The following is a 25975-nucleotide window of genomic DNA, read 5'->3' on the forward strand; positions in this document are numbered from 1 at the left end:
ATCGGCTTGACAGGCGACCTGGTCAATAGACACGGTTGGACGACATGGTCACTCGACCATGTCGAGCGCCTGAGCTATGCACGCGCTTCTTCCACCGAGCACATCGAGGTCTCCGCATGAACACCATGCTGGCCGGGCGGCTGCGCCTGGACACCCGTACCTTCGCCGTCGAAGAGGTCCCGATCCCTGTCCCCGGCCCCGGCGAGGTCCTCGTGGAGGTGCGGGCCGCCGGCGTCTGCCTGTCCGACATCCATCTGATCGACGGCAGCCTGAGCCCCTTCTTCCCCACCGACGCCGTCACGAAGGCGGGCGCCGTCACCCTCGGCCACGAGGTCGCCGGAGTCGTCCACACCCTCGGCCCGGACGTGAAGGGCGACTGGACGCCCGGACAGCGCGTGGTCCTCCAGGCCGGCGAGGCCTGCGGCGACTGCCCCGGCTGCCTGCGACGGATGATGTGCCACCGGCCGCTCACCCGCGGCCTCGACTACGACGGCGGCTGGGCGCAGTACACGATCGCCCGCGAGCACACGCTGCTGCCCATCCCGGACGGCCTGCCCTTCGACCAGGCCGCGATCATCCCCGACGCGGTCTCCACCCCGTACGCCGCGATCGTGGGCACCGGCGCGGTCCGCCCCGCCCAGTCGGTCGGCATCTGGGGCGCGGGCGGCCTCGGCGCCCACGCCGTGCGGCTCGCCCGTATGGTCGGCGCGGCCCCGATCCTCGCGATCGACCCGCTGCCCTCGGCCCGCGAGCGGGCCCTCCTCTTCGGCGCGGACGTCGCCCTCGACCCCCTCGCCCCCGGCTTCGCGGAGGCGGTGCGGGAGGCGACGGCCGGGCGCGGCCTCGACGTCGCGTTCGACTTCGCCGGCGTGGGTGCCGCCCGTGCCCAGGCCGCGTCGACCCTCGGCCCCTTCGGTTCGCTCGTCCTCGCCGGACTCACCCCGGAGCCGGTCGCGATCGCCGACAGCATCGGCTTCTGCTTCAACGTCCAGCAGATCCGCGGACACTACGGCTCCGAGCCTGAGCACGTGGAACAGCTCGTCGGACTGGCCGCCGCCGGACGGATCGACCTCGGCCCCTCCGTCAGCGCCCACGTCCCGCTGGCGGAAGCCGCAGACGCCGTCGCCCGGCTGGAGAAGAAGATCGGAGACCCGATCCGTCTCGTGCTCACCCCCTGAGCACGAAGGGCGGTGGCCGTGGACTACCTCTTCAGCATCATCAAGACCTTCGGCCACCGCACCGACTTCCTCCTCCCCGACCGCGCGAAGGTCACGATGACCGCCCCTTTCCTGCGCGCGTACACCGAACTCCTCGTCCGCACGGGCCACAAGCGCGGCGCCCACGCCATCGGCGGCATGGCCGCTCAGGTCCCCGCTAGGGAACCGGCCGAGAACGAGGCCGCGCTCGCCAAGGTCCGCCTGGACAAGGAACATGAGGCCGAGGACGGCTTCGACGGCGCGTGGGTCGCCCACCCGGGGCTCGTCCCAGTGTGCCGCGAGGTGTTCGACCCCAGAGCTGTTCCGATCGGACAGGTACTTCAAGGTCTGGCAGTACTCCGTCGGTCACCGCAGGCTGCTGCTGCGCAGCAGCCGGGACATGCCGCCGGAGACCCGGATCGACATCCACTTCGCCAACGTCGACCTCATGCTCCTCCGCCCCCAATACGACGGTCTGGTCATCCGCCGGGCCGACGACGAGGAATGCGAGAAGACCGGTTTGGACTACGGGGTGGAGGTCAAGCCCGGGCGTCTGTTCGTCCTGGGCGATGGCCTGCGGAGCTTCGTCGTATCGGCGCCTCCGCAGTGGCACGAGGACGAGGGCACGATGGACGATCCGTCATGGTTCGGTCACATGCGAGGAACGCGCTGAGAACCGTCCGGGACGCCCGCCCTTGAAGAGACATCCGAGCGGACCCCGGGAGAACCGGGGGCCCGAGGAACCGGACCATCGAAACCTCGGTCGCCAAGGGGCCGCCGCACCACCCACGTGGTGCGGCGGCCCCGCGCGTCCCGCACCCACACGGCCGGAGCCAGCGTGACGCACCCACCCAGCAGCCCACTGGTCGCCTACACCATCAGAACTGACTCAATATCAGGTCTTGCGCTGACTGCCACCCTGGAGACGACGACGCCCTGGCCGCGCTGGTTCCCGCTGGCCCGATCCGGGCTATCCATAGGCCGGAACGCGGTCGTCGTTTTCTCCATACGCTGCTGCCCAAGTCGATCACACGGGGGTGTGCAGGATGCGGTACGGCGTGGTGGTGGAGGATTTACAGCGTCCCCTTTCCCGGACGAAGTGGACCGACCTCCTGAACGTGATCGATGTCAAGATCACTGGTCGGCCCGAGCGGGAACTCCTCGAAGCCGTGCGCGCGTTCCCGGGCACCCGGGACAAGCTCCGCCTCGACCCCGGCATCAGGCGTTACCTCGATGCGTTGCCGCGCGGATCTCACATCATCCAAGACAACGGTCACGAACCCTCTGGCGAAGAAAGGCCGGCGCTCCCCGCTCGCCACGCTGGCGAGGCAGGCCGCCCCGGCGGTGCGCGGTGCGCCGGGAGGGAGAGATCTCCCCTCCCGCACCGGGCATCAAGGGCCCGGTGCGGGTCACCTCCGTGGCGGTAGCGGAAGGTGTCAAGGGGAAACGTCGAAGATCGCTCGGAAACTCGTAGGTGGACAAGGGTTGCTTTCCACTTGATGGGCCGGGTGGAATTCGGCGGCACACCTGGTCAAGGGGGGTGCATCGAGTGCTCCGCATCCGATGCGCCGTCACCCTCCGTGGTCGCATCGGGTGGAACGTGCGGGAGTGGCGGCCGCTCCGATGCGCGCCGGAGGACCTGGGTGTGCTTGCGGCACCGAGCCTCTGATTAACCGTCAGTTCGCGGCGGGGCGTCGGGGCCAGGCGAAAGGGGACCTCCAAGCTCCCGACAGAAAAAAATCGACTCTGAGGCGAACGTTTTGAGTTCCTTCTCCGTCGTATGAGGGACTGGAGGGGAACGCCGGCTGGTGACCACACCACGAAGATTCGCAGCGGACGGTCCACTCTTGGATCCGTCTGACATCGAACTGGTACGTGCCATGCTCGTCCTCGGCGGAGTCCCCTGGGGCGAGATGGAGGACGGGGTTCAGCAGGTCCGGATGAAGCTGCTGGAAGCCGGGGCGAGGATAGACAATCTGCAGGCCTGGTTGACCGTCGTCTCCTCGCGGATCGCGGTCGACTGGCACCGCGGCCGTGCCCGAGATGCCTCGTTACGGGACCGGCTCGCAGCTCGCTGGGAGGACCGGCCGCCCCCAGGCCAGTCCGAAGATTCGCGGCTGCTGGCCCCGGTCGTGGCGGAGGAACTGGAGCGGGTGCCCCCGGCGCAGCGCCAGATCCTCGCGCTACGGTATTTCGCCGATCTGACCGCGCGGGACATCGCGGACCGTCTCGGCATTCCCGAGGGGACCGTAAAGAGCCGACTGCACAGCGCCGTGGCCGCGCTCGGCCGGCGCCTGAGGGACGTGGAGGTGCTGTGACGATGGACGGACCAGACGAGCGGGCCCATGAGGAGGCTCCGGCCGGGTCGCGAGCGGGAGCGGACGAGGCCGAGCAAGCTGTACGCCTCGCTCTGAGAATGATCGGTGAAGAGGCCGGGCGAACCGACAGGCCCGGGGACGCGGTGCCCGAGGCTCTGGTACCACGGCGGCCGGATCCGCGTCGGCGGCTCCGTACAGCCGCTGTGTGGGCTACAGCGGTCGCCGCGTGCGCCGCCGTGGCCGTCACCGTGGCCCTCTCCGGCCTGCTCTCCGGAGAGGCTCCCGGAGACGGCGTGGCTTCACCCGGCACACGGTCGACCGCGGCGGCCGAGGGCGGGCAGGGGCAGACGCTGCTCGAATGGATCGCCTGCGCCCGTACCGTTGTCGTCGGCGATGTCACCGAGGTCGCTCCCAGCGGCAAGGGACGGCTTGAAGTCGGCCTCGACGTCGAGGAGTGGATCAAACCACCGCGAGGTGACCACAAGATCACCATGGATGTGGTGGATCCCGGCGTGGCCCAGGACCGGCCACCGATCGAGGAGCGGACGCGTGTCCTGGTCGTCCTGCCCCGGAAGGCGGACCAAGCGGCGGACACCTTCGAGGGCGGGCAGCTGACCCAGTACCGCTCGGCGATCATTGCGGCGCTGGACGACGCGGGGCGGACGACCTGCCCGCAGCCCTGGAACTGACATGAACGCGCCAAACTGGCCACGGATTGTCCGATGAGGGTGTGCGCAGCCATGTCGCCGGGTCGGTCGTGCGGCCCTCCAGGTACTCCTCGGGCATCACGGCCTGCTGGTGGGCCTGGACGGCGGCGGCCCGCTGCACCGGGGTCAGGGCGGCGGCCCGACCGGGGTGGTCGACGGTGTGGGGAGCGGACGCCGTCTCGCCCTCGAGGTCGCGGTGATCGGCGGGCGCGGAGACGGCCGAGGTCGTCGCCTCGTTGGCGGTAGCGGTGTCGGCTCGGATGCGGGCGTCGCGGATCGCGTTCTGCACGGCAAGGCTGGCGAGACGGGCCCGCTCGCAGCGGCTGGACTCCCGTGGCGGCGTGCCTTCGGCGGGGGCGATCCACCACCGGTGCGGCACCGGAAAGTCGGCGGTGTAGGTCATCCGGTCCGCCGCCGGCGCTTCCCGGCCGGGCTGTGTGACCGTGTGACGGCGGGAGTACCGGAGCAGGGCCCGGCGGGCGATGTAGTCGCCCAGGCCGCGGGTGAACTCGCGGCCGCGCAGCGTCTCCAGCAGGTGGCGGCGCGCTTCGGCCAGGATGTGGCGCCGGGAGAACTTCTCTCGCACGGTGAAGACGACCGCGGCGACGTCGACGGCGGCGAGCGTCACGTCCACGGTGGGATCCACCCGCGCCCGGATCGCCGCCCCCCTCGGCCCGGCACCTGTCCAGGAGGGTCTCGATGAGCTGCTGGCCGAAGCGGAGGATCGCGGAGGCGCGCCACCATGCGAGCAGCTGCGCGAGCGGCTTCGGCTTCTTCTTCGCGGGCCGGGTCTCCTGCGCCGTCCACCAGCCCAATCCGTGACGGCCGCACTCGCCGGGCGGGTGCCTGTGGTCCTTCACGTACTGGTCGGTGAGCACCTCCAGGGGGTCCTCGATGCGCTGGCGGCGGGACGCCGACCAGTTGATGAGGTCCTCGGGCACTGCGGCGATCTCCATGACCGGACGCAGGCCCGGTGTGACCTCGCGCGGCACGGTCGCCCGCCCCAGGGTTTCGCACACCTCGGTCGTCATCGCCGGGGTGTAGAGCGTCCCGGCGGCCACCACGTTCTGGTAGAGGCGGTAGGTGTCCAGAGACATCCTCGACCAGCCGTGACCACGACTCCATCAGCCGCGTCGTCGGGTCAGGCGCTGCGGGGCCGGCGGCCTGCCGTCTTCTTCGCCCCGGCCTGCTTGGCCGGCGGCTTCCTCGCGGTCGTCTTCTTCTTCGGCTGCGGCAGCTCGTGCAGTCGGCGGGCCTGACATCGGCGGGAAACCTTCGCCTTGGACACCGACTCCTGCAGGGCGGCCATCAGGTCCAGCACCCGGGCCGGCTCCTTCGGCTCCTCCACCGCGGGCAGCGGCTTGTCCTCGCGTTTCGCCTCGATGATCCGGGCGAGTGCCTCGGTGTAGCGGTCGGTGAACTCGGGGCCTTCCAGCCGGTCGACGGTCATGGTGTCCATCAGGGCGAGCGCGCCGGCGATCTCCTTCTCGCAGACCTCGGTGGGCGGGGGCAGGAGCTCGGTGGGGTCGCGGATCTCGTCGGGCCAGCGCATCGCGTGCAGGACCAGGACGTCGTCGCGCACCCGCAGCAGCCCGAGGCGTTCGCGGCCGGACCAGGCGTACTTCGCGACGGCCACCTTCGCCGACCGGGAGAGGGCTGCGACCAGCAGCTTGTACGGCTTGGCCGCGACCTGGCCGGCGGGCTGCAGGTAGTAGCCCCCGGCGATCCGGATCGGGTCGACCGACTCCAGCGGGACGAACGCGTCGATCTCGATCGCCTTCGCGGTCGGCAGGGGCAGGTTCGCGAGGTCCTCGTCCGTGATCGGGATGACCTGCGTCTTCGTCAGCTCGTATCCCTTGCCGATCTCGTCCTGGGGGACCTCACGGCCCTCCAGCTCGCACACCTTGCGGTAGCGGACCCGGCCCTGGTCGGGCAGGTGGTACTGGTAGAAGTGGATGCTGTGGTCCACCGACGCGCCGACCACGTTGATCGGCACCGTGACCAGGCCGAACGAGATGGCACCGGTCCAGATCGTTCGGGGCATGGCAACCTCTCCCACTCACCCCGAGCACCACCAGGCTATGGACCCCGCCCGGGGCCCCGCACGTGCGCTCAGCAGGCGTCGGCGGCGCGCGCCGCGCTGCTCACACCTCCCAACGTGTCCAGGGCCGGGACACACTGGCACAGCAAGCCGCACCCACCGCTCAGGGGTGAGACTCAGCCCGGGCGGGGCCGGCGCTGGCGACCCGGAACACCGGCCAGCCGATCTCGGTGCGCCACTCCTCGGCGGCCGGGGTGTCGCGCGGGCCCACGAGATAGGTCTCGCGCACCGGCCCGGCCACGGCGAGGGCGTGCTCGGCGACCCACCTGCCCAGCTCGCCGTAGGTGATGTCGATGGTGTCATGGGACCCCGGGTGCACGGTGACCGCCAGCTCGGCGGGCGGCAGCTCGGTGCCGTGGACGCGCCCCAGGTCCGGCACGGGCGCGGCGACCGGGACGTACACGAGCACGTCCCCGCGGCCCTCGCTGAACAGCGCGTTGTCGTAGAGGCCGCCCGCGGGGCCCGTGGGCGCGTCGATGACGGCGTCCAGCTCGGCCATCGCGCCCGCGTACCAGGACAGCACCTCCTCGTGGGTGACCGTGCCCCGCACCGCGGCCACGTGGCGCGCGGGCGCGTGGCGCAGTTCGACGGCGACGCCGGCCGGTTCGGGGCGCAGCAGCCGTTGCAGCGACGCGACGGCCGCCTGGGTCCGCGACAGCTGGTCCTGGAGTCGCTGGAGGTGCTCGCCCACCAGGTGCGCGCGCACGGTCGGGTCCGGGGTGAGCAGGATGCGCCGGACGTCGGCGAGCGGTACGTCGAGTTCCCGCAGCCGGGAGATGACCTGTGCGCTGGGGATCTGGCCGGGGTCGTAGTACCGGTAGCCGCTCGACGGGTCCACGTGCGCGGGCTCCAGCAGCCCGGCCTCGTGGTAGCGGCGCAGCGTACGGATGCTCAGGTGGGTCAGTTGGGAGAACTCGCCGATCGTCAGCACGCCCCCACTGTGCACCCTCCCGCAGGGGGAGAGTGCAGCGCTTGACCCGCCTGCCACGGGAGGCGGCACGCTCCGGCACATGAACAGCACCCTTTCCGTCTCCCCCGACCTCGCGGGGCGTCTCGCCGTCGTCACCGGCGCCGGGCGGGGCACCGGCGCCGCGATCACGGCCCGCCTGCGCGCGGCCGGCGCCACCGTGCTCCCGACGGCCCGCACGGCGCCCGCGACCGCAGCGGCCGACCCGCTCTTCGTCACGGCCGACCTGACCACGCCGGACGGCGTCGACACCGTGGTCTCGGCGGTGCGCGACCGGCTCGGCACCCCGGATATCGTCGTGCACACGCTCGGCGGCTCGCACGCGCCGGCCGGTGGGTTCGCCGCCCTCACCGACGCCCACTGGCAGGACGAGCTCGCCCTCAACCTGCTGGCCGCCGTACGCCTCGATCGCGCACTGCTCCCGGCGATGCGGGACGCGGGCCGGGGCGCCGTCGTCCACGTCTCCTCCATCCAGCGCCGGCTGCCCCTGCCCGACGCCACACTCGGCTACGCCGCCGCCAAGGCCGCGCTGACCACGTACAGCAAGGGCCTCGCCCGGGAACTGGCCCCGCACGGAGTACGGGTCAACGTCGTCTCCCCGGGCGCGATCGCGACGGAGGGCACCACGGCACTCGTCGCCCGTATCGCCGACGCGCAGGGCATCGACCGGGCCGCGGCCTGGGACCAGGTGCTGGCCTCGCTCGGTGGCATCCCCCTCGGCCGCCCGGCACGCCCCGAGGAGGTGGCCGAGCTGGTCGCCTTCCTCGTCTGCGACCGCGCCGCCGCCATCACGGGCGCCGAGCACACCATCGACGGCGGCACCGTCCCCACCCTGTAACCCCACCCCGGGGCGGGTCAGCTTGCCGTCCGCTATGAGGCCGTCGAGCTGGTCGCGGCCATCGGAGAGTGGGCTGCGACCAGCCCCCGGTCCCTTGGCCACCCAGGCGTGCCGACTCAGGCGAGGTGCTTGCTGAAGAACTCGACCAGCTTGGCGACGGCAGGGGTCACGTACTGGTCGCGGTCGTACAGGTCGACGTGGGTGGCGCCCTCGACGAGGAACAGCTCGGCGTTGCCGGGACTGTCGGCGACGGCCTTCTCGGAGAACCCGCGGGTCATTGCCTCGGTTCCGGCGATCATGAGCAGCGGGCGAGGCGCGATCTTGGCGACGTCGGCGAAGGAGTCGAACTGGTCGAGGAGGTCCGCGCTGCGCACGACCATGTCACCTGTGGAGCGCGGGTGCCTGCCGCGGGGCGTCTTGTAGTAGTCGACGAACTCGGCCGTCGGTGCGGGGGTGTCGGCATCGGCCGTCTCCGGCAGCACGGCGAAGGTCGCCGCGGGCTCGCCGGCGGCTTCGGCGGTGCGGAGGTTTCCGGAGTTTGCCACCATCTGCTGCCAGCCCTCGGGGTCGGCACCGCGGAAGAAGCTGGGGACGTCGGTCCCGGACACGCCGGCCACGGCCTTCATCCGGTGGTCGGTCTGGGCGGCGTAGGGGGCGTAGGCACCGGAGCCGCACACGCCCATCACGCCGATGCGGTCGGAATCGATCTCGGGGCGGGTGGTGAGGTAGGAGACCGCCGCGCGGAAGTCCTCGGCGCGCTGGAAGGGGTCCTCCAGGCCGCGGGGCATGCCCTCGGATTCGCCCTGGAAGGCGGCGTCGAAGGTCAGGACGGCGAATCCTTCCTTGACCAGGCGTGTCGCGTACGCCGCCGGTGCCTGCTCCTTGACTCCGGTCGTGGGGTGGCCGACGACGATGGCGGCGAGCGGGCCGTCGACGCCGTCGGGGAGGTAGAGGTGGCCGGCGAGCTGCAGGCCGTTGGTCGGGAAGCGGACGTCAGTCCTCATTTTCTGCTCCTGCGGGATCGTGGGTGGGCCGGCGATCTGCGGGCCTGTATCCACAGTCCGGCCGACGGCCGGGCGCAGGAAGGTCGTGTTGCTTCCTAGGAAAGATCTTTCCCAGGCAGAGCCTTTTCCCCGGTGCCATGCTGGAAGGGTGACTGGTTCCGCGCATCTTCGTGAGCTCGGTGAGTTCCTCAGGCACCGCCGTGGCGAGCTCACACCCGCGCAGGTGGGGCTCCCCGAGCGCGCGCACACCCAGCGCCGTGTGCGGGGGCTGCGCCGCGAGGAGGTCGCCGAGCTCGCCGCGATCAGCACCGACTACTACGTACGCATCGAGCAGGGCCGACTGGCACCGTCACCGCCGGTGCTCGAAGCCCTCGCACGCGAACTACGGCTGGACCGCGACCAGAGAGCGTACGTGGAAGGTCTGGTCACCCAGGCCGCACGGGCCGGACACCGCAAAACGCCGCGTCGGCCCCCTCGCCCCCACGTGCACCCGCACCTGACCCGGCTGCTCGGCCAGCTCACCAGCACACCCGCCATCGTCTTCGGCCCACGGCTCGACATCCTCGCGTGGAACCCACTGGCAGCGGAGCTGCTGTGCGACTTCGCGGCCGTGCCCGAGTCCGAGCGCAACTACATCCGCATGGTCTTCACCGACCCGGTGATGCGCGACGTCTACCCGGATTGGGAGGACGTGGCCCGTACCTGCGTCGAGGTCCTGCGGATGGAAGCCGGAACGAATCCGACGGATCCGGCCCTCACAGCTCTCGTGGGCGAACTGGCCGTTGCCGATCAGCAATTCCGGGCCTGGTGGGCCGAGCACCGCGTCGCGCACCAGGACTTCGGCAGCAAACGCATCACTCACTCCACCGTCGGTGAACTCACCCTCGACTGGGACACCTTTCGTTACGCCGGTGCCCCAGAACAGCAACTCGTGCTCTGGTCGGCCGAACCCGGCACCTCAGACGCGGAACGACTGGCCGCTCTGGCCCGCGGTACGGCCCAGAGCATGTGACCTTCCTGAGCACCACTGCGACGGAATGCTCCAGGAGCAGCCACACCACCCGTCCATCCCACGATCGGTGAGGACGACGTCCAGGCGCGCGCCGAGTACGCCGCGTACCCGTCCGGCCTCCTCGCGGATTACACCACCGATCTGCCGGTGCAGGACTGACCACCCGGTGTTCGGGCCGCAGCGTCCCGGTGCTACCGGGCGAGGGTGACGGTGACCGGCGTGTTGGGGCAGTGGCTGAGGACCTGGGACAGGGCGGCTTCCTCGCCGGCGTCGATGCTCAGGCGCCAGCCCGTCTTGTCGGCAACCCAGTCGATGACGTACTGGCAGCGGTAGCCGGTGGCGGGCGGCAGCCACGTCGTCGGGTCCTGGTCGGCCTTCGACCGGCGCAACGGCGAGGGCCGGCCGATCGAGCGGGTGGGCAGCGCACCCGACGCCTGGTGAGCGGCGGTGAGACCGGCGACAGGACCCCGGGACGCATGGGCGGCGCGAGGGGAGCGGCTCTCCCGGTTGAGACTCCGCGCAGGAAGGGGACCATGGGCGGCGGTTGGTGTCTCGCGGTCCCGCTCGACGAGCTTCGGCTTCGCGCCAGCGGCGGGCCGCCCCCGCCAACAAGATGAATCACGACTCCGACCCCTGCGGCCAGATCGGCGACGTCACCGCGTTCGACCGCGCCGTGGAGGTGGCCCGCCAGTACGTTTCCGAGCACCCCCGACACACTGGTCGTCATCACCGCCGACCACGGGTCACTCGGCAGCCGACCGGGGTGACCGCGCCTATTCGAGGATGCCGAGGGCGGTGTCGGGTCGGCAGTGGACGCAGGTCGGGACACTTTGGAGCAGGAGGTCGAGTGCCTGCTGCCGGGTGGTGGGGTGACACCGACCGTTCCGGGCGGCGGCTCAGCAGTCAGCCCCCGTGTACAGAGGCGACCCGGGCCGCGTTTTCGTCCGCCCGGTATTCCGCCTGTCCGTCAAAACGGTCCCGCAGCCGGCTCAACATCCGGTGGCACCCAAGCGCAGCGCGAGACAGAAAGTCCTGGAGCGGCTGGGCAAGCGCGACTCCCATGCCGCGGCGCCGGTACGGCGACCGTGAGGTGCTGGCGGCGATCATCTTCGTGGCCACCACGGGCTGTACCTGGCAGCAGCTGCCGCCGGTCTCCGGGCCGTCGGGGCCTACCGCGCACCGGCGCTTCACCGAGTGGAGTGCCGCCCGGGTCTGGGCGAAGCCGCACCGCCTGGTCCTGGACGAACCGGGCTCGCGCGGGGAGCTGGACTGGTCGCGGTGCGCCATCGACTCGGTGAACATGCGGGCTCTGAAGGGGGGAGCTGACGGGTCCGAATCCTGTCGACCGGGGCAAGAAAGGCTCGAAGATCCACTTGATCACCGAGCGGACCGGTCTGCCCCTGCCCATCGGCATCTCAGGTGCGAACCTCCACGACAGCCAGGCGCTCAAGCCCCTTGTCCATGGCATCCCTCCGATCCGCTCCCGGCGCGGCCCGCGCAGGCGGCGGCCCGCCACACTCGACGGCGACAAGGGCTACGACTACGACGACCTGCGCCGATGGCTGCGCGAGCGCCGCATCCGGCACCGCATCCCGCAAGGGCACCGAATCACCCACCCGGCTGGGCCGGCACCGCTGGACCATCGAACGGACAATGCCCTGGCTGACCGGATGCCGTCGCCTGCGCCGCCGTTACGAACGCAAGGCCGACCACTTCCTCGCCTTCACCTCCATCGCCTGCACCCTCATCTGCTACCGCAGACTCACCAAATGAGACGATGCCTAAGCAGGCCGCAGGGTACGCCCCCGACGCGGACGCCGCCGCCGACCGCGCCGCCCAGGACACCGCAGCGGCCGAGGAGTCCGCCGCCCAGGCAGAGTTCTCCGCCGACTACGCCCGCAACTCGGCCTACCAGGCAGCAGAGGCACGCGACCGGGCCCAGGCCGACGCACTCGCCGCTCAACGGCACCCGGAAGTACGGGGCGTACACCGAGGACGCCGACACCGGCGCGATCCGCGGCCTGATCTACGCCCCCTTCGCCCAGTACGTACGCGACGTCCACCCCTTGGACGCCGAGGTGGACGGGACCTGACCGTGCCCAACCTCCTCACCCTGCTCGACCGCGGGCGCGTCGTGATGGCCTCCGTGCACAAAGAGATTCGCCGCCCCGAGAACCCCGCCCCGGGCATGTGCGGCCACCTCGTGCTGGTCACCGGCCGCCAGGGCGACACGGTCCACTTTCGCAACCCCTCCGGCCACACCGCCCCGGCCCGCAACGCGAGCCTGCCCGTGGCTCAGTTCGCCGAAATCTTCGGCGGCCGCGGAGTGTCCCTGACCTGACAGTTGGCGCCGGTCCGCGGCCGCCCCCCGTCAGCGCCATGGGAGGCCGGCCGCCGCCGAGGTGCAGCAGTGCACACGGCTCCGGGAAGCAGCCCTCAACCTCTCTCCACGATCCAGTTGTCCTGGCCGGTGACTGCTGCTCTGCTGCCCAGGCAGAGAAGCAGGCCTGGACACTGGCCAAACTGTGCGGCGAACCCGCGAGCAACGACAGCAACGGGGGCGCCGAGCGGCTCGCCGCCGTGGAGTTCGACGGCGAGAGGACGCCCGGCGAAGAGCTCGGTGAGCCGCCGCACATGACCGGCGCCGATCCGGTCTCCCCGACGCCAGCGCGGCGCCTGTGATCACGGTGAGCTTGTCGCAAAGACGCACGTGGCTCCCTGCCATGTCCTTGGGTGCTGGGTTCTCATGCGGCGGGCCGCTGCCGGCCGCGGGTGCGGAAGCCGAAGGTGACGGCGCCGCCGGCGAGGAGGATCAGCACCAGTGTCGTGCCGTTCCCCCCGGTCAGTCCGGTGACCTTGTCCGAGAGGCCTTCCCAGAAGCCCTTGTCCGGCAGGTCTGCCGAGCCGCCCAGCCACAGCGAACCGTCGGCCGCGGTGACCGGGCTGTCGGCCGAGGTCCGCGCCGACCGGGCCAGCTGCGGAAAGCGTCGCTCCGCCTCCGCCTTCCCCACGGTCGTCAGGTCCAGTTTCGTGAAGTCGGCGCCGCCGTAGACGTAGCGGTTGACGCGGGTAGTGTCGCCGTCGCGGGTCTCGCGGGTGAGGTCGAACTCCTTGTTCCGGTAGGAGTCGACGTAGTCGTCGAAGACCTGTCGGGGCCGCCAGTCGCCGCTCATCGCGGCCGGACCGAGGTCTTTCGAGTCGATGAGGTCGTCGAACGAGGTGCGGTGCCCCTGCTGGTGCCTCTCGCGCACCCACTGCGCGACGACGCGCGCCATGAAGGCCCGGCGCAGAGGCGCGTATTCAGGTGCGGTGTTGACCGCCTTGACGATTTCGGGCAGGACGAGTGTCCGGTCCAGGTCCTCGTTGTGGGCGGCCGTCGCAGCGTCGGCTGTGCAGGGCGGTGTGTAGGGGTCGTCGATGTTCTCGGACTCGCTCTTCACGTCGAGTTGTGCGTCGAGGACGTACAACTCGTCTCCGTCCTCTCGGACCTCGACCTTTCCGGGGACGATCCACATACGGCCGGAAAAGCAGGACGAGCCGTCCGCCGCGGACCGGAACTCCCGCCAGAAACGTGCCCCCGTTTTCGAGTCGGGGTGCAGGATCTTCGCCTCCGTGCGCTTCATCTGCAGATCGGCCTCCAGCATGGCGCGGCCCGCGTTGGTGCGCCCCAGGGTCGGATCGATGATGCGGTCCGGTTCCGTGGGATTGAGGTTGACCCAGAAATCCTGCGGATCGAGGACCAGCCAGGTCCGTAGATCCTCCGCCGTGGTGGTCAGCGCGCTGTAACCGGATTCGGGGTCCCGGTAGCTTTCCTCTCCTGCGGAATTCGACTGTGCCGAGAACGCGTACCGCACTCCTTCGGTGTCGGGGCGGTCGGAGAGGTAGCGCAGTTCCATCGTGGAGAAGTCGACACCGCCGTAGTCGGCGGACGTGAGCGCCTTGCCGAGACCACTGGACGACGCCTCCGGATCACAGGGCGCGGCCAGTTGTGCCGCTGCCAGGACGAGGCCGTCCCGGTGCCCCTCGCCGTCGGCCCGGCCGGGTGCGAGGGGGGCGCTGACGGTGGAGCAGTCACCCTGCGAGAGGTTCATCGTCTGCTGCATCTGCGACTCCGCCTGCTTCTCGCGGGCCTCGTCCCTCTTCTGGATCGCGGGCGTGGTCTTGCTCATGACCTCCCGCGCGGTGGCCACGGACAGATCCGACGTGGGTTTCCCGTAGCCGTAGTAGGAGATCGCCTTCCTGACCGGGAAGAAATTGGTCTTCTTGTCGCAGCTCTTCATGCAGGGACTGTTCTCGCTGATGAGTCCCGCCCCGGAACCGTGCACCATCTCGAGGGCCAGATCCCTCACCTGCTGGGCGCTGAGTTTCTTGCGCTCCAGACGGATCGCCGCCTCGGCAATGGACTGGAAGCGCAGGATGGGGATCTCTTCGGAGTGGATCCCTTGGTACACGTTGTAGGACCTGGCTCTGATCAAGCGACTCTGGCTGCCGAGCCCGAGTTCCTCGTAAAGGTCCTCGTTCTCCTCCCGGTACGGGACCGCGAACGCGTCGATCTCGTACTTTCCCTCGATGCGGAAGTGGGACCAGTGGGAATTGAGTCCTCTCGTCAGACGGTCGTAGAACTGCTCGACGTTGAGCCAGGAGAACTGGGGGTCATCCTTCAGCCAGCCCAGGTCGAAGTACTCCACCGACACGTTCCCGGGCATGGATCTCTTTCCGAACTTCTTCCGCGCCCGCGCCAAGTCGCGTCCCATCGGGGTCGCGAGCAGCCTCTCGGAGGCTTCCTGCTTCTCCTGGTGGGAGTTCAGGCTCTTGCCCTGAGGGACGATCAGACTTACGTCGTCGGAATCGGAGCCGGGCGCCGAGGGCTTCGCCAGGGCCCCCGGTGCCACCAGCGACACAGTCGCGACCGATGCGACGACCAGGGTGACGAGGCGCGACCAAAGGCGTCGGTGCGCCGCCCGCCTAGGCGAGGGGATCCGCATCACGGCCTCCCTCGCCCCGCGGGTCGTGGCCTTCCTGGGGGTGTGGAACGCGACCATCTGGGGCCTGAGGAGCGTGGCCTCTCCCGGCCGCGGGCGCGTCCCCGGTGGCGTGGGGGGCCCGCAGGTAGTCCTCCAGGACCCGCGCCGGTCCGGTCTCGTCGCCGAGGGTCCTCGCGGTGGCCTCGCCCTTGCGGAAGAGGGCGGCACCGACGGCGGTCAGGGCCGCTGCCGCGACGAGGGCGAGGAGTGAAGTGCCCGCCAGAGAGGTGGCGTTGGAGCACTGTTTGACGCCGAAACCGGACCCGTCGAACTTGATCGAGGGCACATACCGGTAGCTGACGTCACAGGCGGACGCGGTGGGAGCGGTCGACAGAAGCGCAAGCAGCGCCGCGAGCAGCACGCACAGCGCACCGGCCGTGCGGAGACACAGCGCACCGGCCGTGCGTCGGGTCGCCGTGACAGCGGTGCGTGACGTCATGACCCCACCAGCCGACCGACGTCCGTACGCAACCGCATCGCTCTCGCCCGCAAAGCCTCTCCCTCTTCCCGCGCTTCCTGAGCTTGCTGGACTTCCTGAGTTTCCTGTGTTTCTTGAGCGTCCTGTATTTCTCGCTCTTCCTGTGCCTGCGGCTGTTCCCGTGCGCCGAGGGCCTTCGCCTCCGCGGCGGCGCGCTCCTGCTGCCAGCGCCAGCCGGCCACCTCCAACTGCGCCCGCTGGAAGCGTCGCAACGCCCGTGCCGCGGCCGGTCCGTGCCGTCGCCATGTGCTCACCAGGGCCCAGAACCGCAGGGCCGGGTCCATGAGGAACGGCACCTCGCGTTCGGTGATGGCGCCACCGACGCCCGCCTCGGCGGCCTCGGCGGCCTCGGCCGTCACCGCCGTACGCGCGGCGGCGACGCGGGCCCGGATCCCGGAGCGCAGCAGCAGGAGGCACACCGTGAGGAACGGCACCTGCGGCGCCAGCCAGATGGCCGGGGAGATCACCAGGGTGTCGAGCGTCCCGCCGATGCCGACATGGTCGCGGACCAGCCCGGACAGCCACGCCGACAGGACCTCGTTGGCCACGGCCCCGCCGATCGCCGCCACCAGCCCCGCGGTGACCAGGCCGACACGCTGTGCGCGTCGCCGCGTCTGGGCCGCGAGTCCGATCCCGGCGCCGACGAGCGCGCCGAAGACGACCTGGCTGCCGAACAGGGACGCCGACTGGCGGATCCAGTACTCGAAGCCGCCGGTCGCGCCGTTGAGGCTGCTCAGGATCGACCACAGCTCGATGGCGATGACGCTTTCCGTGAAGTTGTATCCGAGCCCGGCGGCTGCGCCGAGCACGAGGCCCGTCACGACATCGGTGACACGGTGCCGGAACATCAGGATCAGCAGGACGACGCCGACGGCTGCGGCCAGTTGGTTGACCGTGCTCAGGTGAAGCAGCGTGACGTCGATCGTCCGGTAGCCGAGGTCGAAGGTGAAGGTGAAGTCGACCTGGTTGCCGGATCCGTCGGTCGTGGACCCGGTAAGGTCCGTGCCCTCGTACATGTAGCCGTTGATGGTGCCGTACGCCAGGTTGGTGAAGGCGCGGCCCACACCCCACTGGATCAGCGCGCCCCAGCCGAACGCCGTGAGCAGCATCGGCAGTGGCAGCCAGCCGAACCGCTGCGCCCGGTGGATGAGCCACAGGGCGAACGCGCTGGTGGGGACGCAGGCGAGGACGAGCAGGGGGGACTTCGCGAGGATGAACAGGGAGAACAGCGCGAACGAGCCCAGGAGAGCCGCCAGCGCAGCCCAGGTCAGGACGGTGGCCCGGCGGTCCTTCGACGGCATCCGGACGATGACCGCCTGGAGCGCGATACCCACCACGATGCCCGCGAGCACACCCCAGAAGGCGGTCCGGGGGATCGCGAAGAGGGAGCCGAACGAGTCCAGCACACCCTCCTCCGGCATCCCCGGAAACCGCCAGAAGATGGTGAGGGAGGGCTCGTCGGGCAGCACATGCGGCCGGGTCATATTGAGCAACAGCTCCAGCAGGTACACCCCGATGACCAGCCGGGCCACGAGCAGGGCGCGTCCCCGGGTGACCTCGTCGTGCCGCAGGAGCCGTCCGCCGGCCGCGACGGTGAACGCGGGCGTGGACGTGGGGGCAGGGGTGGAGGGAGAGGCGGGGTCGGAGGGGGGTGTGGGGGTGCCGATGGTGGGTCGCTCCGTCATGAGACATCACCCGGCAGGCCGGGGAGGTCCGTGGGCAGCTCAAGGTCCGTGGGCAACTCGAAATCCGTGGGCACTCCGCCCGTGGGCGGATCGGCGGGCCAGGAGAAGGAGGGCAACTCGGTGGGCAGCGAGGTCGGACCGCCCGGCGTGGTGGGAAGCCCCGTCGGAATGCCCTCGGGCCCCGGGGAGAGGGAGGGAAGCCCCGGGATCTTCGGCATCTCGGGGTCGATGGACCCCGAGAACTGCACGGCCAGGGACGTCCCCAGGGCGATCACACCGATCATCGCGCCAACCACCAGGAACCATGTCTGCGGACGTGGCTCACCGACACGCGACTCCACCGCGTCCCCGTCCTTGTGCTTGTTCTCGTCCTCCAACAGGTTCACGTGAATGTTCTCGTAACTGACGCATCGGCAGATGACAGCCTCTTCATGCCGCGTATCAGACAGTCACGAGCCGTCAGGCGTGATGAATGTCACAGAATCAACGCCAGGACGAGACCATTTCTTCACAATGAGGCGTTTGAGCGCCCTGACCCACATCGGGGGCGTCGGCCGACGCGGCGAGTACATGGTGACAGGGTTGCCCAGCAGTTCGTCCGCGCGGAGGACGGTGAAGCCGAGTCCGTCCGCCACACGCACCGAGGCGGTGGTGCCCGGACGGATCATGGCGGTGAAGTGGTCCGCGTCCAGGGTCGCGAAGCCCCATTCCGCGCTGGCTGGAACTCACCGACGAGATCACCGCCGAGCTGACCGTGCTGACCGGCTTTTCGCCGCAGACCTCACCAAGACGCACCCGGCGTTCTCCGACATGACCGCCAAGCTCCGCCGTACGATCATCACGGCCCGATTGATGCCCATCGACGCCGGCCAGCCCACCGATACCGAAAACCGCGCCGTGCAGGGAGCATGGGCCTCAGCCAGCACACACATGGCATGACGATCAATCAGGTCAATGAAAGTCGCGGGAGAACAGCCGATCGTCAATCCGCCAGGGGCCACCCGACCGCGCACGAGATGAGGCACCTGGATGAGCACCACCGAAGTCACGACCAAGGCATGGTCTGCCGGTATGTCCCAGGACAAATTTGCCTGGTACGCCCTCCGGAACCCGCATGGGGAAGTGAGCCTCGGCACGAACGGCCCGCTGATGCCCAAGCTACTGGCCGTACTCCTCGCAGCCGGCCCATGCTGCCGGGCGACGTGCCACCGCGCTGGGACTACCTCGCGAAGAAGGTGGGATATGTCGCCTTGTACGTGTCCGATGACCTCGGGCTGCCGCTGAGCGGCGACGAACGGGAACCCCAGCGTCAGCTGATGGCAGCGGCCGAACCCGGCCGGTTCGTGGCGGCCTCTATCGCCTACAGCACACTCTGACTACGGCGGTCACGACCGCAACTACGCCGGCGACGGCAGCAGAAATCGGGCACGTACGTCGCCGACCGACCGTGCGCGTCATTCCGTTCGAAGATGACCTCGCCGTGCTCGCGCGGCACCAGACACTGCCTCCCGACGACCCGTACCTGCACCAGGCCACCGTTGCCGGTCACCAGCCTTAGAGGTCCTAACAAAGGCGTTGGACGTGGCGGTGTGTGATGAGGCAGGTGGCGAGGCCGAGGAAGGCTTCGTGGATGTCGTCGCGTCGTTCCCAGCGGGTGCGCAGGCGGCGGAAGCCGTGGAGCCAGGAGATGGTGCGTTCGACGACCCAGCGGGAGATGCCCAGGCCGGTGCCGTGTGGCCGGCCGCGTTCGGCGATTGCGGGCCGGATGCCTCGTTTCCACAGCAGACGCCGGTACTTGTCGTGGTCGTATCCGCGATCCGCGAAGAGCATGTCCGGCCGTCGCCGCGGCCTGCCGACGACGCCGGCGACCGGTGGGACCTTGTCGAGCAGGGGCAGGAGCTGGGTGACGTCGTTGCGGTTGCCTCCGGTCAGCGACACCGCGAGCGGGATGCCCTGGCCGTGCTCGGTCGACCGGGCTGGGACCGCTTTTGGGCCCGGCGGGCGGCCCTGACGTGGGAGGAGTCGATCACCGCCCTCGACCAGTCCAGCTTCTTCGCCGACCGCAGCTTCCTCAGCAGCACCAGGTGCAGCTTCTCCCACACGCCGGCCTCGTTCCAGGCGGCCAGGCGCCTCCAGCAGGTCATCCCGGAGCCGAAGCCCAGCTCCTGCGGCAGGTACTCCCACTGGATCCCGGTGTGCAGCACGAACAGGATCCCGCACAACGCCTGCCGGCCCGCTACCAGCTTCGGCCCCGGCTCGGACAGCAACGGCTCGATGAGCGACCACAGTTCGTCCGACACGATCCACGGCCGCGACTGACGCTTCCCCACGACCCGACCAACGACCAGACAAGCCGTTAGTCACTTGATCAACAACTTCTGTTAGGGCCTCTTAGTCGCGGTGATCTCCCGGAGGAGAGCTATCGCGCGGGGTACGACGTCGGATTCGGCTCTGTCCGGTGCTGAACCGATGGGTGAGGGCTGAGTGCCGGACCGGGGGCGTCGGCGTAAGGGATCGCGGGGCCATCGATCAGGTCTTCAAGCCAGGCTTCGACCGTCGGAGCGTTCGCCGGCTGCCGGTCGGCCAGACGCGCCATCGTACGACCCGCTCGCACCGTACGCGCGAAGGCGCAGAGCGCCCATGGACCTCTATCGCCCGCACGGCCACTGCAGGGCGGCGGCCACCTCCGGCCCAACGAGCCGAGGACGCTGGAGGAGTGGAACGGTTCTCCAGACACTTGAAGGCCGGGCAGAACACCGGCCTCGGCTATGCCAGGCTGACCAGCCTCTGCAACTCCGGTGACATTCGTGCGCGTGACCGGTAGTGTCGCGATCTTCGGGCGGCGAAGCCTCCGGAGTCCCCCTGAGGCTGGCCAACGACCATGAACAGCGACACGACTCCTGCACGACTCCGACTTGACAGCGCACTGGACTGCTTGGCCTCCACGTTCCGCGGAATGACCGCCCGCGAGGACGAAACGCAGTGTGACTGCCACTGGGGCAGCGAGGAAGAGCTCAAGCTGCTGAAGGTTCCGGACGCGGAGCTCGGTCCAGACCTTCTGTACCGCACTTGGAGCGCCCCCGACTGGAGCGACCACGGCGCGGTGCTGCGCCGCGTCCTTCCCGAACTCTCCAGAGCTTTGGTCAGCGGCACCGTGGAGCCGCTCTTCGGAATGGAGGAGGTCGGACACTCATTCGCTCGAGGCAGCTGGCAACAATGGCCCGCGCTCCAGAGTGCGGCGGTACAGGAGTTTCTGCATGCCTGGTGGGCTCACACTCTGAGCGATCCATCCCCCGCTGTCCCCGTGCACGAAGTTCTCGCTCTGTGTGCCGAGGCATCCACCACGCTCAGCCCGTGGCTGAGCACCTGGGAGACAGCCGACCATCGCGTTGCCGACCAGCACCTGGCCACAGCGGCAGCCCACTGGGAATACGACCTACTCGGTGACGAACTCCCCTGGAGAGCAATGGGAAACGCAGACGCCCTGGTCAGCGAGCTTGCGTCCTGGCTCGTCCGCCACGCCCCGCCTCGGCTGCTCGCTCAGGACGCCCCCGACAACCTGCTGCACCGCATCCGGCTGATAGGACTCACCGGCCCCGCTCGCTGGACGGACCCGCACTGGCCCAACCACCGTTACTAGTGCTCTGACCACATAGGTCGGCCGGGTTGATGGTCGTGGCGGTTGGATGTGCGGTGACGTCCGATCCGACCGCTGGCGGTGTGGTGACTGAGCCTGTCCGGGTGCGCAGGATGACCGGCCAAGAAGGGCAGAAGCTCCAGCAGATCGTGCGCCGGGGCAGTACCAGTTCGGTGCGGTTCGGGCGCGCGATGGTGCTGCTGGCCTCGGCTGGCGGGAACCGGGTGCCGATGATCGCGAAGCTGGTGCAGGCCGACGAAGACACAGTCCGGGACGTCATCCATCGGTTCAACGAGATCGGCCTGGCCTGTTTGGACCCTCGGTGGGCGGGAGGCCGTCCCCGCCTTCTCCGTACTGACGACGAGGACTTCGTCGTCCAGACGGCCACCACCCGCCCGACCAAGCTGGGCCAGCCCTTCACCCGCTGGTCCATCCGCAAACTCGCCGCCTACCTGCGCCGCGTGCACGGTCGCGTGATCCGGATCAGCCGCGAGGCGTTTACGGTGCCTGCTTACCCGCCGCGGAATCACCTTTCAGCGCACCAAGACATGGAAGGAGTCACCTGACCCGGAGCGTGACGCCAAGCTCGACCACATCGAACACGTGCTGGAGCGATTCCCGGATCGCGTGTTCGCGTTCGGCGAGTTCGGGCCGCTTGGCATCCGGCCCACCGCCGGCTCGTGCTGGGCTCCTGCCGGTCACCCCGAGCGGCATCCCGCGACCTACCACCGCACCCACGGGGTGCGGTACTTCCACGGCTGCTACTCGCTCGGCGACGACAGGCTGTGGGGCGTCAACCGCAGCAAGAAGGGCGCCACGAACACACTCGTCGCGCTGAAGTCGACCCGCGCGGCCCGCCCGGACGGCGCCCCGATCTACGTCATCCTGGACAACCCCTCCGCCCACAAAGGCGAGACCGTCCGGCTCTGGGCGAGGAAGAACCGCGTCGAGTTGTGCTTCACCCCGACCTACGCCTCCTGGGCCATCCCGATCGAGGCGCACTTCGGAGCTTTGCGGCAGTTCACTCTGCCCAATTCAAATGATTGCAGCCACCCCGCGCAGACCCGGGCCCTGCACGCATATCTGCGCTGGCGCAACGCCAACGCCCGCCACCCCGACGTGCTCGCCGCACAGCGCAAGGAGCGCGCCCGCATCCGCAGCGAGAAGGGCATCCGTCGGGGTGGACGCCCTCTCACTGCGACAGCCTGACGGGCTACCGCGACTCAGCCGAAAATTCATTCGGGGACGCTGTGCGGGCTCGGTCCGTAATAGGCGCTTGCCGCTCCAGTGGCCAACGCCCAGTAGCGGTCACCGAACGACCAGTGCCACCACTCCGTCGGGTAGTTCACCAGGCCCACGGCCGTCAACACGCGTCCAAGGATTTTCCGGTGGGCGCGGGCCTGCGCGCTGATCCCATCAGCGTCGGTGTAACAGGCGCCGGCACTCTCTTCTGGAGTCGCGTTCATAGATGTACCCAGATCCAGCTCACGGCCGTCCGCATCCACGAGCGTAAGATCCACTGCCGCTCCCGCGCTGTGCGGCGCGATCTCCGGTGGCGACACGAAACGGCTCGCCGCCGACCGGATCTGCTCGTCGGTCCAGCCAGGCTGCTCGGCTCGCAATCTGGCCGCGTATTCCTCAAAATAGCGCCGCTGCAACGTCGGAGGGCGATAGCCCTCCACCACCAGCAGCCCCAGATCGGCCGGCAAGTGCGCCTGTGCCTGGAGCAGACGCTCCAGCACGCCTTCTCGCAGGTAGAAGAACGCGTCCGAGTCGTCCTGTTTCCGCAAGTCCACGAGGAGCGGCCCCCTCCGGACATCGACCAGCCGCTCACCGCACTCATGTACGGGGACAGCTGCTACCCGTGGATCCGACATCAAGATGATCTCGCTCATCCCGCGATGATCCGCGAGCACGGTCAACGAACACAACGTTGCTCAACCACCCGGCGTACGTTCCTGGCCAAAGCACTAGAGGGGCGGTCATTGTGTCTCATGAGACACAACGAAGTCTGATGAAGGACGGCTACCGAGCCCAGCTCGCCGTGCACAAGCGGCCGGGTACTGCTGCGCTCGAGGCAAGGAACCGACGTGACCGGCTCCTTCCCCGAAATTCGGGAGGCGGCCCTCGCACAGCCGCCCGCCGACACCGGCCTGAACGGCGAGCTCGTGATGTGGGAGTCCGGCCAGCTCGCGTTCGAGCGGCTTCAGCAGCGCCTCGCCCGGCGCAGGGCGGGGGCGGTAGAGGCGGCGCGCCAGTGGCCGGCGCAGTACGTGGTCTGCGATTTGGTGCACGCTGGCGGAGACGTGGTCGGCTGGCCGTGCCAGCGGAGGCGCGCGGCGCTGGAGTCGTTGTTCGCCGACCACGGATCGCGGGGCATCGCTGACGCTGTGCCCGTGCCGACCAATCCGGTGACGGCACGCGGATGGCTGGACTGGACGGCGGCCGGGCTGGCAGGGCTGTGCTTCAAACGGCTGGACGAGCCACGTCCGGGGCGCTCGATCGTGGCGGAAGTACAAGGTGCGGGCCACCACCGAAGCGGTGGTCGGTGCCGTCACCGGTTCCCTCACGGCGCCCCGGACGGTGCTGCTGGGCCGCTACGACGCAGCGGGCCGCCCGCAGTACACCGGGCACCACCACACTGTCCCAGGCCCCTGGCCGCGCCCTGGCCGATCTACTGGTCTCGCCGACAGGTGCGCATCCGCGGCAGGGGAACGTTCTCGGCGGGCTGGCCAACACAGCGCGCTCTCGTGGCGCAGATGCCGCTGTTCGGTGATAACGGCACCGCGGTATGAGCTGGGCGGCAGGGCGTTCCGCGTCTGACTGTGCGGAACGCCCTGCGTGTTGAGTTGGGCCAGTCTCCTCAGGCCCTCAAAGGGATCTTCGTTTTCACTGGAACGGAGCGCATCACCGGCGGCGAGCCCGGGTCACACCGATACCGGCTCCGACCACGAGGAGCACAGGCAGCGGTGCCAGCCATGCCTGTCTGACCGATGAGCCAGTCACGGTCATCACGATGCCGATCAGCGGGTAGACAGCGAGGAACGCTGCGATCAAGTTGCCCCACGGGTGACCGCGAGTCCCGTCCTCGCCGTTCTCGATCCTGCGGCCGATCCCCATACTGACCTCCTACTGGTTCGTGAGCCTGGACGAGAGTGCGCCGGAGACCTCAGGAAAGCCAGGATTCGACGCTTTTACTCGTCAGTTAGCCTGCAGCGAAGCATCCTGCTGTCGACATGAACCCGCTCTCTGGTCCGGTGGCCGCTTCACAGACAGCACCTACCACGTACCCTGCAGCGAGGCTGGCAGACGAGCGGGCAGCTGCTGTGACGTTCGTAGGTGTGGCTGGTGGTCGCGCCGGACTGGGTGTAGGCGGCGAGTTGGGTGTACGGGGTCCAGTTCTCGTTGGTTCGGGTGCCGGTGGGGCTGGCGGCACTGGTTTCGTTGCCGGCGCCGTCGTAGGTGAAGCCGGTCGCCGTGTGTCGTAGGCGGTGAGTTCGCCGGCGTCGTTGTAGGTGAAGGTGTGCTGGGGCTTGTCACACGTGGGGAGGCTGGTGCCCGAGGAGCGGCCGGTGCGGTTGCCGGCCTTGTCGTAGCAGTAGGCCCAGCCGGCCGTGGTGGAGTTGGACTTAGTTTCTACAGCCTTGGTGAGGCGACCGAGGGTTTCGTAGGTGTAGGTGGTGGTGGCGCCGTCGGTGGTGCGCTGGCGGAACTTGCAGGGACCATCCCCGCGGGCACGGGGTTGGTCCGCTGCTCCCCCAGGGAGTGGATGCCACCGGGTGGCGGTAAGGGCCACTCGGTGGAGGCCATCGGACGAGGTGGGACAGAGAAGCCCACCGAGTGGAGTGGATGCGGCATCGCCGGTGCGAAACGCAGCACCGTATGCGCTCAGCGGCCGGCCTCCCGGCCGCGGTGCGGTCCGGGCTCCTGCGGGCGGTTCGCCTGCTGGGCGTCCTCGCGCACCGGGTGCGGCCTCTCGGCAGCGTAGCGGTATCGTGGCGCGGCCTGGTCGGCCGCTGCGGTGAAGGCGTCCTGGAGGTGGCGCAGCCGCTCGGCTGTGAGGTCGAGGGCTTGCACGTCGGTGCGCGACACCCGCAGGGCTCACAGCGCCGTCAGGTCCAGCGCCTCGCGGCGGCCGGGCTGCTGCTCCTGGTCATCGTGCTCGGGCGCGAGCAGTTGCTCGCGCATCGCCGCCTGCTGGTGCCGGGCGACGTCGTACGCCCGGCCCCGCACGGTGGTGGTGCGCAGCTTCTCGCACACCACCGCGCCGGTGAGGACGGCGCGTTCGCACTGGAGCAGGCTGCGGGGGATCTCCCACTCCCCCGCGTCCTGGCCCGGGGGCCGGTTCTCGGCCGGCTCGCCGGGATCGGCTGGGGGTTGCCGGTCCGGATCGGGCGCCAGGGCGGGGAGGTCGGACAGGAACCACCGGGCGGTGTAGAGGCGTTAGCCGGTCTCCCGGCCGCGTACGGTCTTCGGCTCGCTGATGTCCAGGCAGTGCGTGGGGATGGCGGCGGCCACGATCCGTCGTCCAGGCCGGGAGCGCGGCGGCGGCTGCGCAGGACAAGAGCAAGGTGGCGGCGGGCTTCGGCAAGCAGTTGCCGACGGTGGAAACGGCCGCCGTCGTTCATGACGAACTCCGTCGCGGTGACGTCGACGTCCGCCAGCGCTATGTCGACCACGGCGGCGACCCGGGCCCGGAACGCCGTGGCTGCGGCGCGGACTTGATCGAGGAGGGAGGTGACGATGTCGGCGGCGACCTCTGAGGTGAGGATCGCGCTCGCCTTCCACCACGCGCGCAGCTGCGCGAGCGTCCGGGCCGACTGCTTGGGCGGGCGGGTCGTGCGGGCGGCGATCTGGTTCAGCTTGGCGCGGGCCCGCTCGGAGACCACGGCAGGAACTGCGGCTCGCCATTGTCGACGGCGGTGATGTACTCGTGCTCCAGCTCGGCCAGGCAGGTGGCGATCTGCGCAACATGGCACGACACAGCAAAGAGGGCAAAGTAGTGCCA

At 69.6% G+C, this 25975-nt stretch carries 27 protein-coding genes and 7 pseudogenes; 17 read left to right on the top strand and 17 right to left on the bottom strand.

Annotation, left to right across the window (positions count from 1 at the left end; all coding sequences use genetic code 11):
• The first annotated feature begins 116 nt into the window (after positions 1-116).
• The 5 genes and pseudogenes from HB370_RS00990 to HB370_RS01010 all read left to right on the top strand — a co-directional run bounded on the left by HB370_RS00990 (position 117) and on the right by HB370_RS01010 (position 4203).
• Positions 117-1178: a zinc-binding dehydrogenase gene (locus HB370_RS00990; protein WP_030794791.1), complete on the top strand. Its 1062-nt coding sequence runs from the start codon at positions 117-119 to the stop codon at positions 1176-1178.
• A 21-nt stretch (positions 1179-1199) separates the two neighbouring features.
• Positions 1200-1508, top strand: a pseudogene (locus HB370_RS00995) (malate synthase A); the annotation flags it as partial.
• Between the two features lie 88 nt (positions 1509-1596).
• Entirely contained in the window at positions 1597-1869 is a 273-nt protein-coding gene (locus HB370_RS01000; protein WP_244406089.1) for a hypothetical protein, read from the top strand.
• Between the two features lie 1174 nt (positions 1870-3043).
• A complete protein-coding gene (locus HB370_RS01005) occupies positions 3044-3514 on the top strand; it encodes a sigma-70 family RNA polymerase sigma factor (RefSeq protein ID WP_244405320.1) in 471 nt (156 codons plus the stop codon).
• A 293-nt stretch (positions 3515-3807) separates the two neighbouring features.
• Positions 3808-4203: a hypothetical protein gene (locus HB370_RS01010; RefSeq protein WP_157855688.1), complete on the top strand. Its 396-nt coding sequence runs from the start codon at positions 3808-3810 to the stop codon at positions 4201-4203.
• On the opposite strand, the gene HB370_RS01015 is transcribed toward HB370_RS01010, so the two are convergent.
• Complete coding sequence (locus HB370_RS01015; RefSeq protein ID WP_157855689.1) at positions 4148-4855, bottom strand: hypothetical protein; 708 nt, start codon at positions 4853-4855, stop codon at positions 4148-4150. The genes HB370_RS01010 and HB370_RS01015 overlap by 56 nt on opposite strands.
• 65 nt (positions 4856-4920) lie before the next feature.
• Here HB370_RS01015 and HB370_RS42420 point away from each other — a divergent pair, with 65 nt between their 5' ends.
• Positions 4921-5043 (top strand): hypothetical protein, encoded by a 123-nt coding sequence (locus HB370_RS42420; RefSeq protein ID WP_280117721.1) that lies wholly within the window; start codon positions 4921-4923, stop codon positions 5041-5043.
• Here HB370_RS42420 and HB370_RS01020 read toward each other — a convergent pair.
• The 3 genes and pseudogenes from HB370_RS01020 to HB370_RS01030 form a co-directional block, all read right to left on the bottom strand.
• Positions 5007-5318 (bottom strand): annotated as a pseudogene (locus tag HB370_RS01020) (relaxase domain-containing protein); the annotation flags it as partial. The gene HB370_RS42420 and the pseudogene HB370_RS01020 sit on opposite strands and share 37 nt — an antisense overlap.
• Positions 5319-5362: 44 nt before the next feature.
• Positions 5363-6265: a Ku protein gene (locus HB370_RS01025; protein WP_030794806.1), complete on the bottom strand. Its 903-nt coding sequence runs from the start codon at positions 6263-6265 to the stop codon at positions 5363-5365.
• Positions 6266-6425: 160 nt separating this feature from the next.
• Complete coding sequence (locus HB370_RS01030; RefSeq protein ID WP_030794809.1) at positions 6426-7253, bottom strand: MerR family transcriptional regulator; 828 nt, start codon at positions 7251-7253, stop codon at positions 6426-6428.
• A 79-nt stretch (positions 7254-7332) separates the two neighbouring features.
• Between HB370_RS01030 and HB370_RS01035 the strand changes: the two genes are divergently transcribed.
• The gene (locus HB370_RS01035) at positions 7333-8127 is read left to right on the top strand and encodes an SDR family oxidoreductase (RefSeq protein WP_030794812.1); all 795 of its coding nucleotides are present in this window, start codon (positions 7333-7335) and stop codon (positions 8125-8127) included.
• A 116-nt stretch (positions 8128-8243) separates the two neighbouring features.
• Here HB370_RS01035 and HB370_RS01040 read toward each other — a convergent pair whose 3' ends face one another.
• A complete protein-coding gene (locus HB370_RS01040) occupies positions 8244-9131 on the bottom strand; it encodes an alpha/beta hydrolase (protein ID WP_030794815.1) in 888 nt (295 codons plus the stop codon).
• A gap of 148 nt (positions 9132-9279) precedes the next feature.
• Between HB370_RS01040 and HB370_RS01045 the strand changes: the two genes are divergently transcribed.
• The gene (locus HB370_RS01045; protein WP_030794817.1) at positions 9280-10143 is read left to right on the top strand and encodes a helix-turn-helix domain-containing protein; all 864 of its coding nucleotides are present in this window, start codon (positions 9280-9282) and stop codon (positions 10141-10143) included.
• Positions 10144-10334: 191 nt separating this feature from the next.
• Here HB370_RS01045 and HB370_RS01050 read toward each other — a convergent pair whose 3' ends face one another.
• Complete coding sequence (locus HB370_RS01050; protein WP_051816292.1) at positions 10335-10532, bottom strand: hypothetical protein; 198 nt, start codon at positions 10530-10532, stop codon at positions 10335-10337.
• Positions 10533-10750: 218 nt separating this feature from the next.
• On the opposite strand from HB370_RS01050, the pseudogene HB370_RS41560 reads away from it, so the two are divergent.
• A pseudogene (locus HB370_RS41560) lies at positions 10751-10886 on the top strand (alkaline phosphatase); the annotation flags it as partial.
• Between the two features lie 30 nt (positions 10887-10916).
• On the opposite strand, the pseudogene HB370_RS41565 reads toward HB370_RS41560, so the two are convergent.
• Positions 10917-11015, bottom strand: a pseudogene (locus tag HB370_RS41565) (DUF6233 domain-containing protein); the annotation flags it as partial.
• A gap of 197 nt (positions 11016-11212) precedes the next feature.
• On the opposite strand from HB370_RS41565, the pseudogene HB370_RS01055 reads away from it, so the two are divergent.
• Together HB370_RS01055 and HB370_RS42615 are read left to right on the top strand one after the other, a co-directional pair.
• Positions 11213-11916, top strand: a pseudogene (locus tag HB370_RS01055) (IS5 family transposase); the annotation flags it as partial.
• A gap of 322 nt (positions 11917-12238) precedes the next feature.
• Entirely contained in the window at positions 12239-12484 is a 246-nt protein-coding gene (locus HB370_RS42615; protein ID WP_051816294.1) for a hypothetical protein, read from the top strand.
• 403 nt (positions 12485-12887) lie between these two features.
• Here the strand turns inward: HB370_RS42615 and HB370_RS01065 are convergent, their stop codons facing one another.
• The 4 genes from HB370_RS01065 to HB370_RS01080 all read right to left on the bottom strand — a co-directional run bounded on the left by HB370_RS01065 (position 12888) and on the right by HB370_RS01080 (position 17716).
• On the bottom strand, positions 12888-15035 hold the full coding sequence (locus tag HB370_RS01065; RefSeq protein WP_157855690.1) for a hypothetical protein: 2148 nt from the start codon (positions 15033-15035) through the stop codon (positions 12888-12890).
• 73 nt (positions 15036-15108) lie between these two features.
• On the bottom strand, positions 15109-15606 hold the full coding sequence (locus HB370_RS01070; protein WP_030794828.1) for a hypothetical protein: 498 nt from the start codon (positions 15604-15606) through the stop codon (positions 15109-15111).
• The gene (locus tag HB370_RS01075; RefSeq protein WP_030794830.1) at positions 15603-17330 is read right to left on the bottom strand and encodes a PrsW family glutamic-type intramembrane protease; all 1728 of its coding nucleotides are present in this window, start codon (positions 17328-17330) and stop codon (positions 15603-15605) included. Before HB370_RS01075 ends, HB370_RS01070 begins: the two co-directional genes overlap by 4 nt.
• A complete protein-coding gene (locus tag HB370_RS01080) occupies positions 17327-17716 on the bottom strand; it encodes a hypothetical protein (RefSeq protein WP_030794832.1) in 390 nt (129 codons plus the stop codon). The genes HB370_RS01075 and HB370_RS01080 overlap by 4 nt, the downstream gene beginning before the upstream one ends.
• A gap of 136 nt (positions 17717-17852) precedes the next feature.
• Between HB370_RS01080 and HB370_RS01085 the strand changes: the two genes are divergently transcribed.
• Both HB370_RS01085 and HB370_RS01090 read left to right on the top strand, forming a co-directional pair.
• Entirely contained in the window at positions 17853-18269 is a 417-nt protein-coding gene (locus tag HB370_RS01085) for a hypothetical protein (RefSeq protein ID WP_030794834.1), read from the top strand.
• Positions 18270-18532: 263 nt separating this feature from the next.
• Positions 18533-18706 (top strand): hypothetical protein, encoded by a 174-nt coding sequence (locus tag HB370_RS01090; RefSeq protein ID WP_157855691.1) that lies wholly within the window; start codon positions 18533-18535, stop codon positions 18704-18706.
• 187 nt (positions 18707-18893) lie between these two features.
• Here HB370_RS01090 and HB370_RS01095 read toward each other — a convergent pair.
• Positions 18894-19660: pseudogene (locus HB370_RS01095) on the bottom strand (IS5 family transposase).
• A 1136-nt stretch (positions 19661-20796) separates the two neighbouring features.
• Between HB370_RS01095 and HB370_RS42620 the strand changes: the two are divergent.
• On the top strand, positions 20797-20970 hold the full coding sequence (locus HB370_RS42620) for a hypothetical protein (RefSeq protein ID WP_342451016.1): 174 nt from the start codon (positions 20797-20799) through the stop codon (positions 20968-20970).
• Positions 20971-21053: 83 nt separating this feature from the next.
• Positions 21054-22176: pseudogene (locus HB370_RS41310) on the top strand (IS630 family transposase).
• Between the two features lie 26 nt (positions 22177-22202).
• On the opposite strand, the gene HB370_RS01115 reads toward HB370_RS41310, so the two are convergent.
• Positions 22203-22862 carry a M15 family metallopeptidase gene (locus tag HB370_RS01115; RefSeq protein ID WP_030795425.1) on the bottom strand — a complete coding sequence of 220 codons (660 nt, stop codon included), beginning with the start codon at positions 22860-22862 and terminating at the stop codon, positions 22203-22205.
• A gap of 195 nt (positions 22863-23057) precedes the next feature.
• Here HB370_RS01115 and HB370_RS01120 point away from each other — a divergent pair, with 195 nt between their 5' ends.
• Positions 23058-23762: a hypothetical protein gene (locus HB370_RS01120; protein ID WP_244405324.1), complete on the top strand. Its 705-nt coding sequence runs from the start codon at positions 23058-23060 to the stop codon at positions 23760-23762.
• Between the two features lie 112 nt (positions 23763-23874).
• Here the strand turns inward: HB370_RS01120 and HB370_RS01125 are convergent, their stop codons facing one another.
• The 3 genes from HB370_RS01125 to HB370_RS41570 all read right to left on the bottom strand — a co-directional run bounded on the left by HB370_RS01125 (position 23875) and on the right by HB370_RS41570 (position 25227).
• Positions 23875-24087, bottom strand: coding sequence for a hypothetical protein (locus tag HB370_RS01125; protein ID WP_030795424.1), 213 nt, complete (start codon positions 24085-24087; stop codon positions 23875-23877).
• A gap of 768 nt (positions 24088-24855) precedes the next feature.
• Entirely contained in the window at positions 24856-25059 is a 204-nt protein-coding gene (locus HB370_RS01130) for a hypothetical protein (RefSeq protein ID WP_244405326.1), read from the bottom strand.
• A 9-nt stretch (positions 25060-25068) separates the two neighbouring features.
• Positions 25069-25227: a hypothetical protein gene (locus HB370_RS41570; RefSeq protein ID WP_244405328.1), complete on the bottom strand. Its 159-nt coding sequence runs from the start codon at positions 25225-25227 to the stop codon at positions 25069-25071.
• Between the two features lie 311 nt (positions 25228-25538).
• On the opposite strand from HB370_RS41570, the gene HB370_RS01135 reads away from it, so the two are divergent.
• Positions 25539-25730, top strand: a complete 192-nt coding sequence (locus tag HB370_RS01135; protein ID WP_030795423.1) for a hypothetical protein — start codon at positions 25539-25541, stop codon at positions 25728-25730.
• Positions 25731-25825: 95 nt separating this feature from the next.
• On the opposite strand, the gene HB370_RS42425 is transcribed toward HB370_RS01135, so the two are convergent.
• On the bottom strand, positions 25826-25951 hold the full coding sequence (locus HB370_RS42425; protein WP_280117722.1) for a hypothetical protein: 126 nt from the start codon (positions 25949-25951) through the stop codon (positions 25826-25828).
• Positions 25952-25975: the final 24 nt, after the last annotated feature.

Source organism: Streptomyces sp. DSM 40868 (assembly GCF_011820545.1).
Classification (GTDB): Bacteria; Actinomycetota; Actinomycetes; order Streptomycetales; family Streptomycetaceae; genus Streptomyces; species Streptomyces eurythermus.

Bases quoted from the DNA above. Each gene is read 5' to 3' on its own strand.
- HB370_RS00990 (WP_030794791.1), top strand. From the start codon at position 117: ATGAACACCATGCTGGCCGGGCGGCTGCGCCTGGACACCCGTACCTTC.
- HB370_RS01000 (WP_244406089.1), top strand. From the start codon at position 1,597: ATGCCGCCGGAGACCCGGATCGACATCCACTTCGCCAACGTCGACCTC.
- HB370_RS42420 (WP_280117721.1), top strand. From the start codon at position 4,921: ATGAGCTGCTGGCCGAAGCGGAGGATCGCGGAGGCGCGCCACCATGCG.
- HB370_RS01025 (WP_030794806.1), bottom strand. From the start codon at position 6,265: ATGCCCCGAACGATCTGGACCGGTGCCATCTCGTTCGGCCTGGTCACG.
- HB370_RS01035 (WP_030794812.1), top strand. From the start codon at position 7,333: ATGAACAGCACCCTTTCCGTCTCCCCCGACCTCGCGGGGCGTCTCGCC.
- HB370_RS01040 (WP_030794815.1), bottom strand. From the start codon at position 9,131: ATGAGGACTGACGTCCGCTTCCCGACCAACGGCCTGCAGCTCGCCGGC.
- HB370_RS01070 (WP_030794828.1), bottom strand. From the start codon at position 15,606: ATGACGTCACGCACCGCTGTCACGGCGACCCGACGCACGGCCGGTGCG.
- HB370_RS01075 (WP_030794830.1), bottom strand. From the start codon at position 17,330: ATGACGGAGCGACCCACCATCGGCACCCCCACACCCCCCTCCGACCCC.
- HB370_RS42620 (WP_342451016.1), top strand. From the start codon at position 20,797: ATGGGAAACGCAGACGCCCTGGTCAGCGAGCTTGCGTCCTGGCTCGTC.
- HB370_RS01115 (WP_030795425.1), bottom strand. From the start codon at position 22,862: ATGAGCGAGATCATCTTGATGTCGGATCCACGGGTAGCAGCTGTCCCC.
- HB370_RS01125 (WP_030795424.1), bottom strand. From the start codon at position 24,087: ATGGGGATCGGCCGCAGGATCGAGAACGGCGAGGACGGGACTCGCGGT.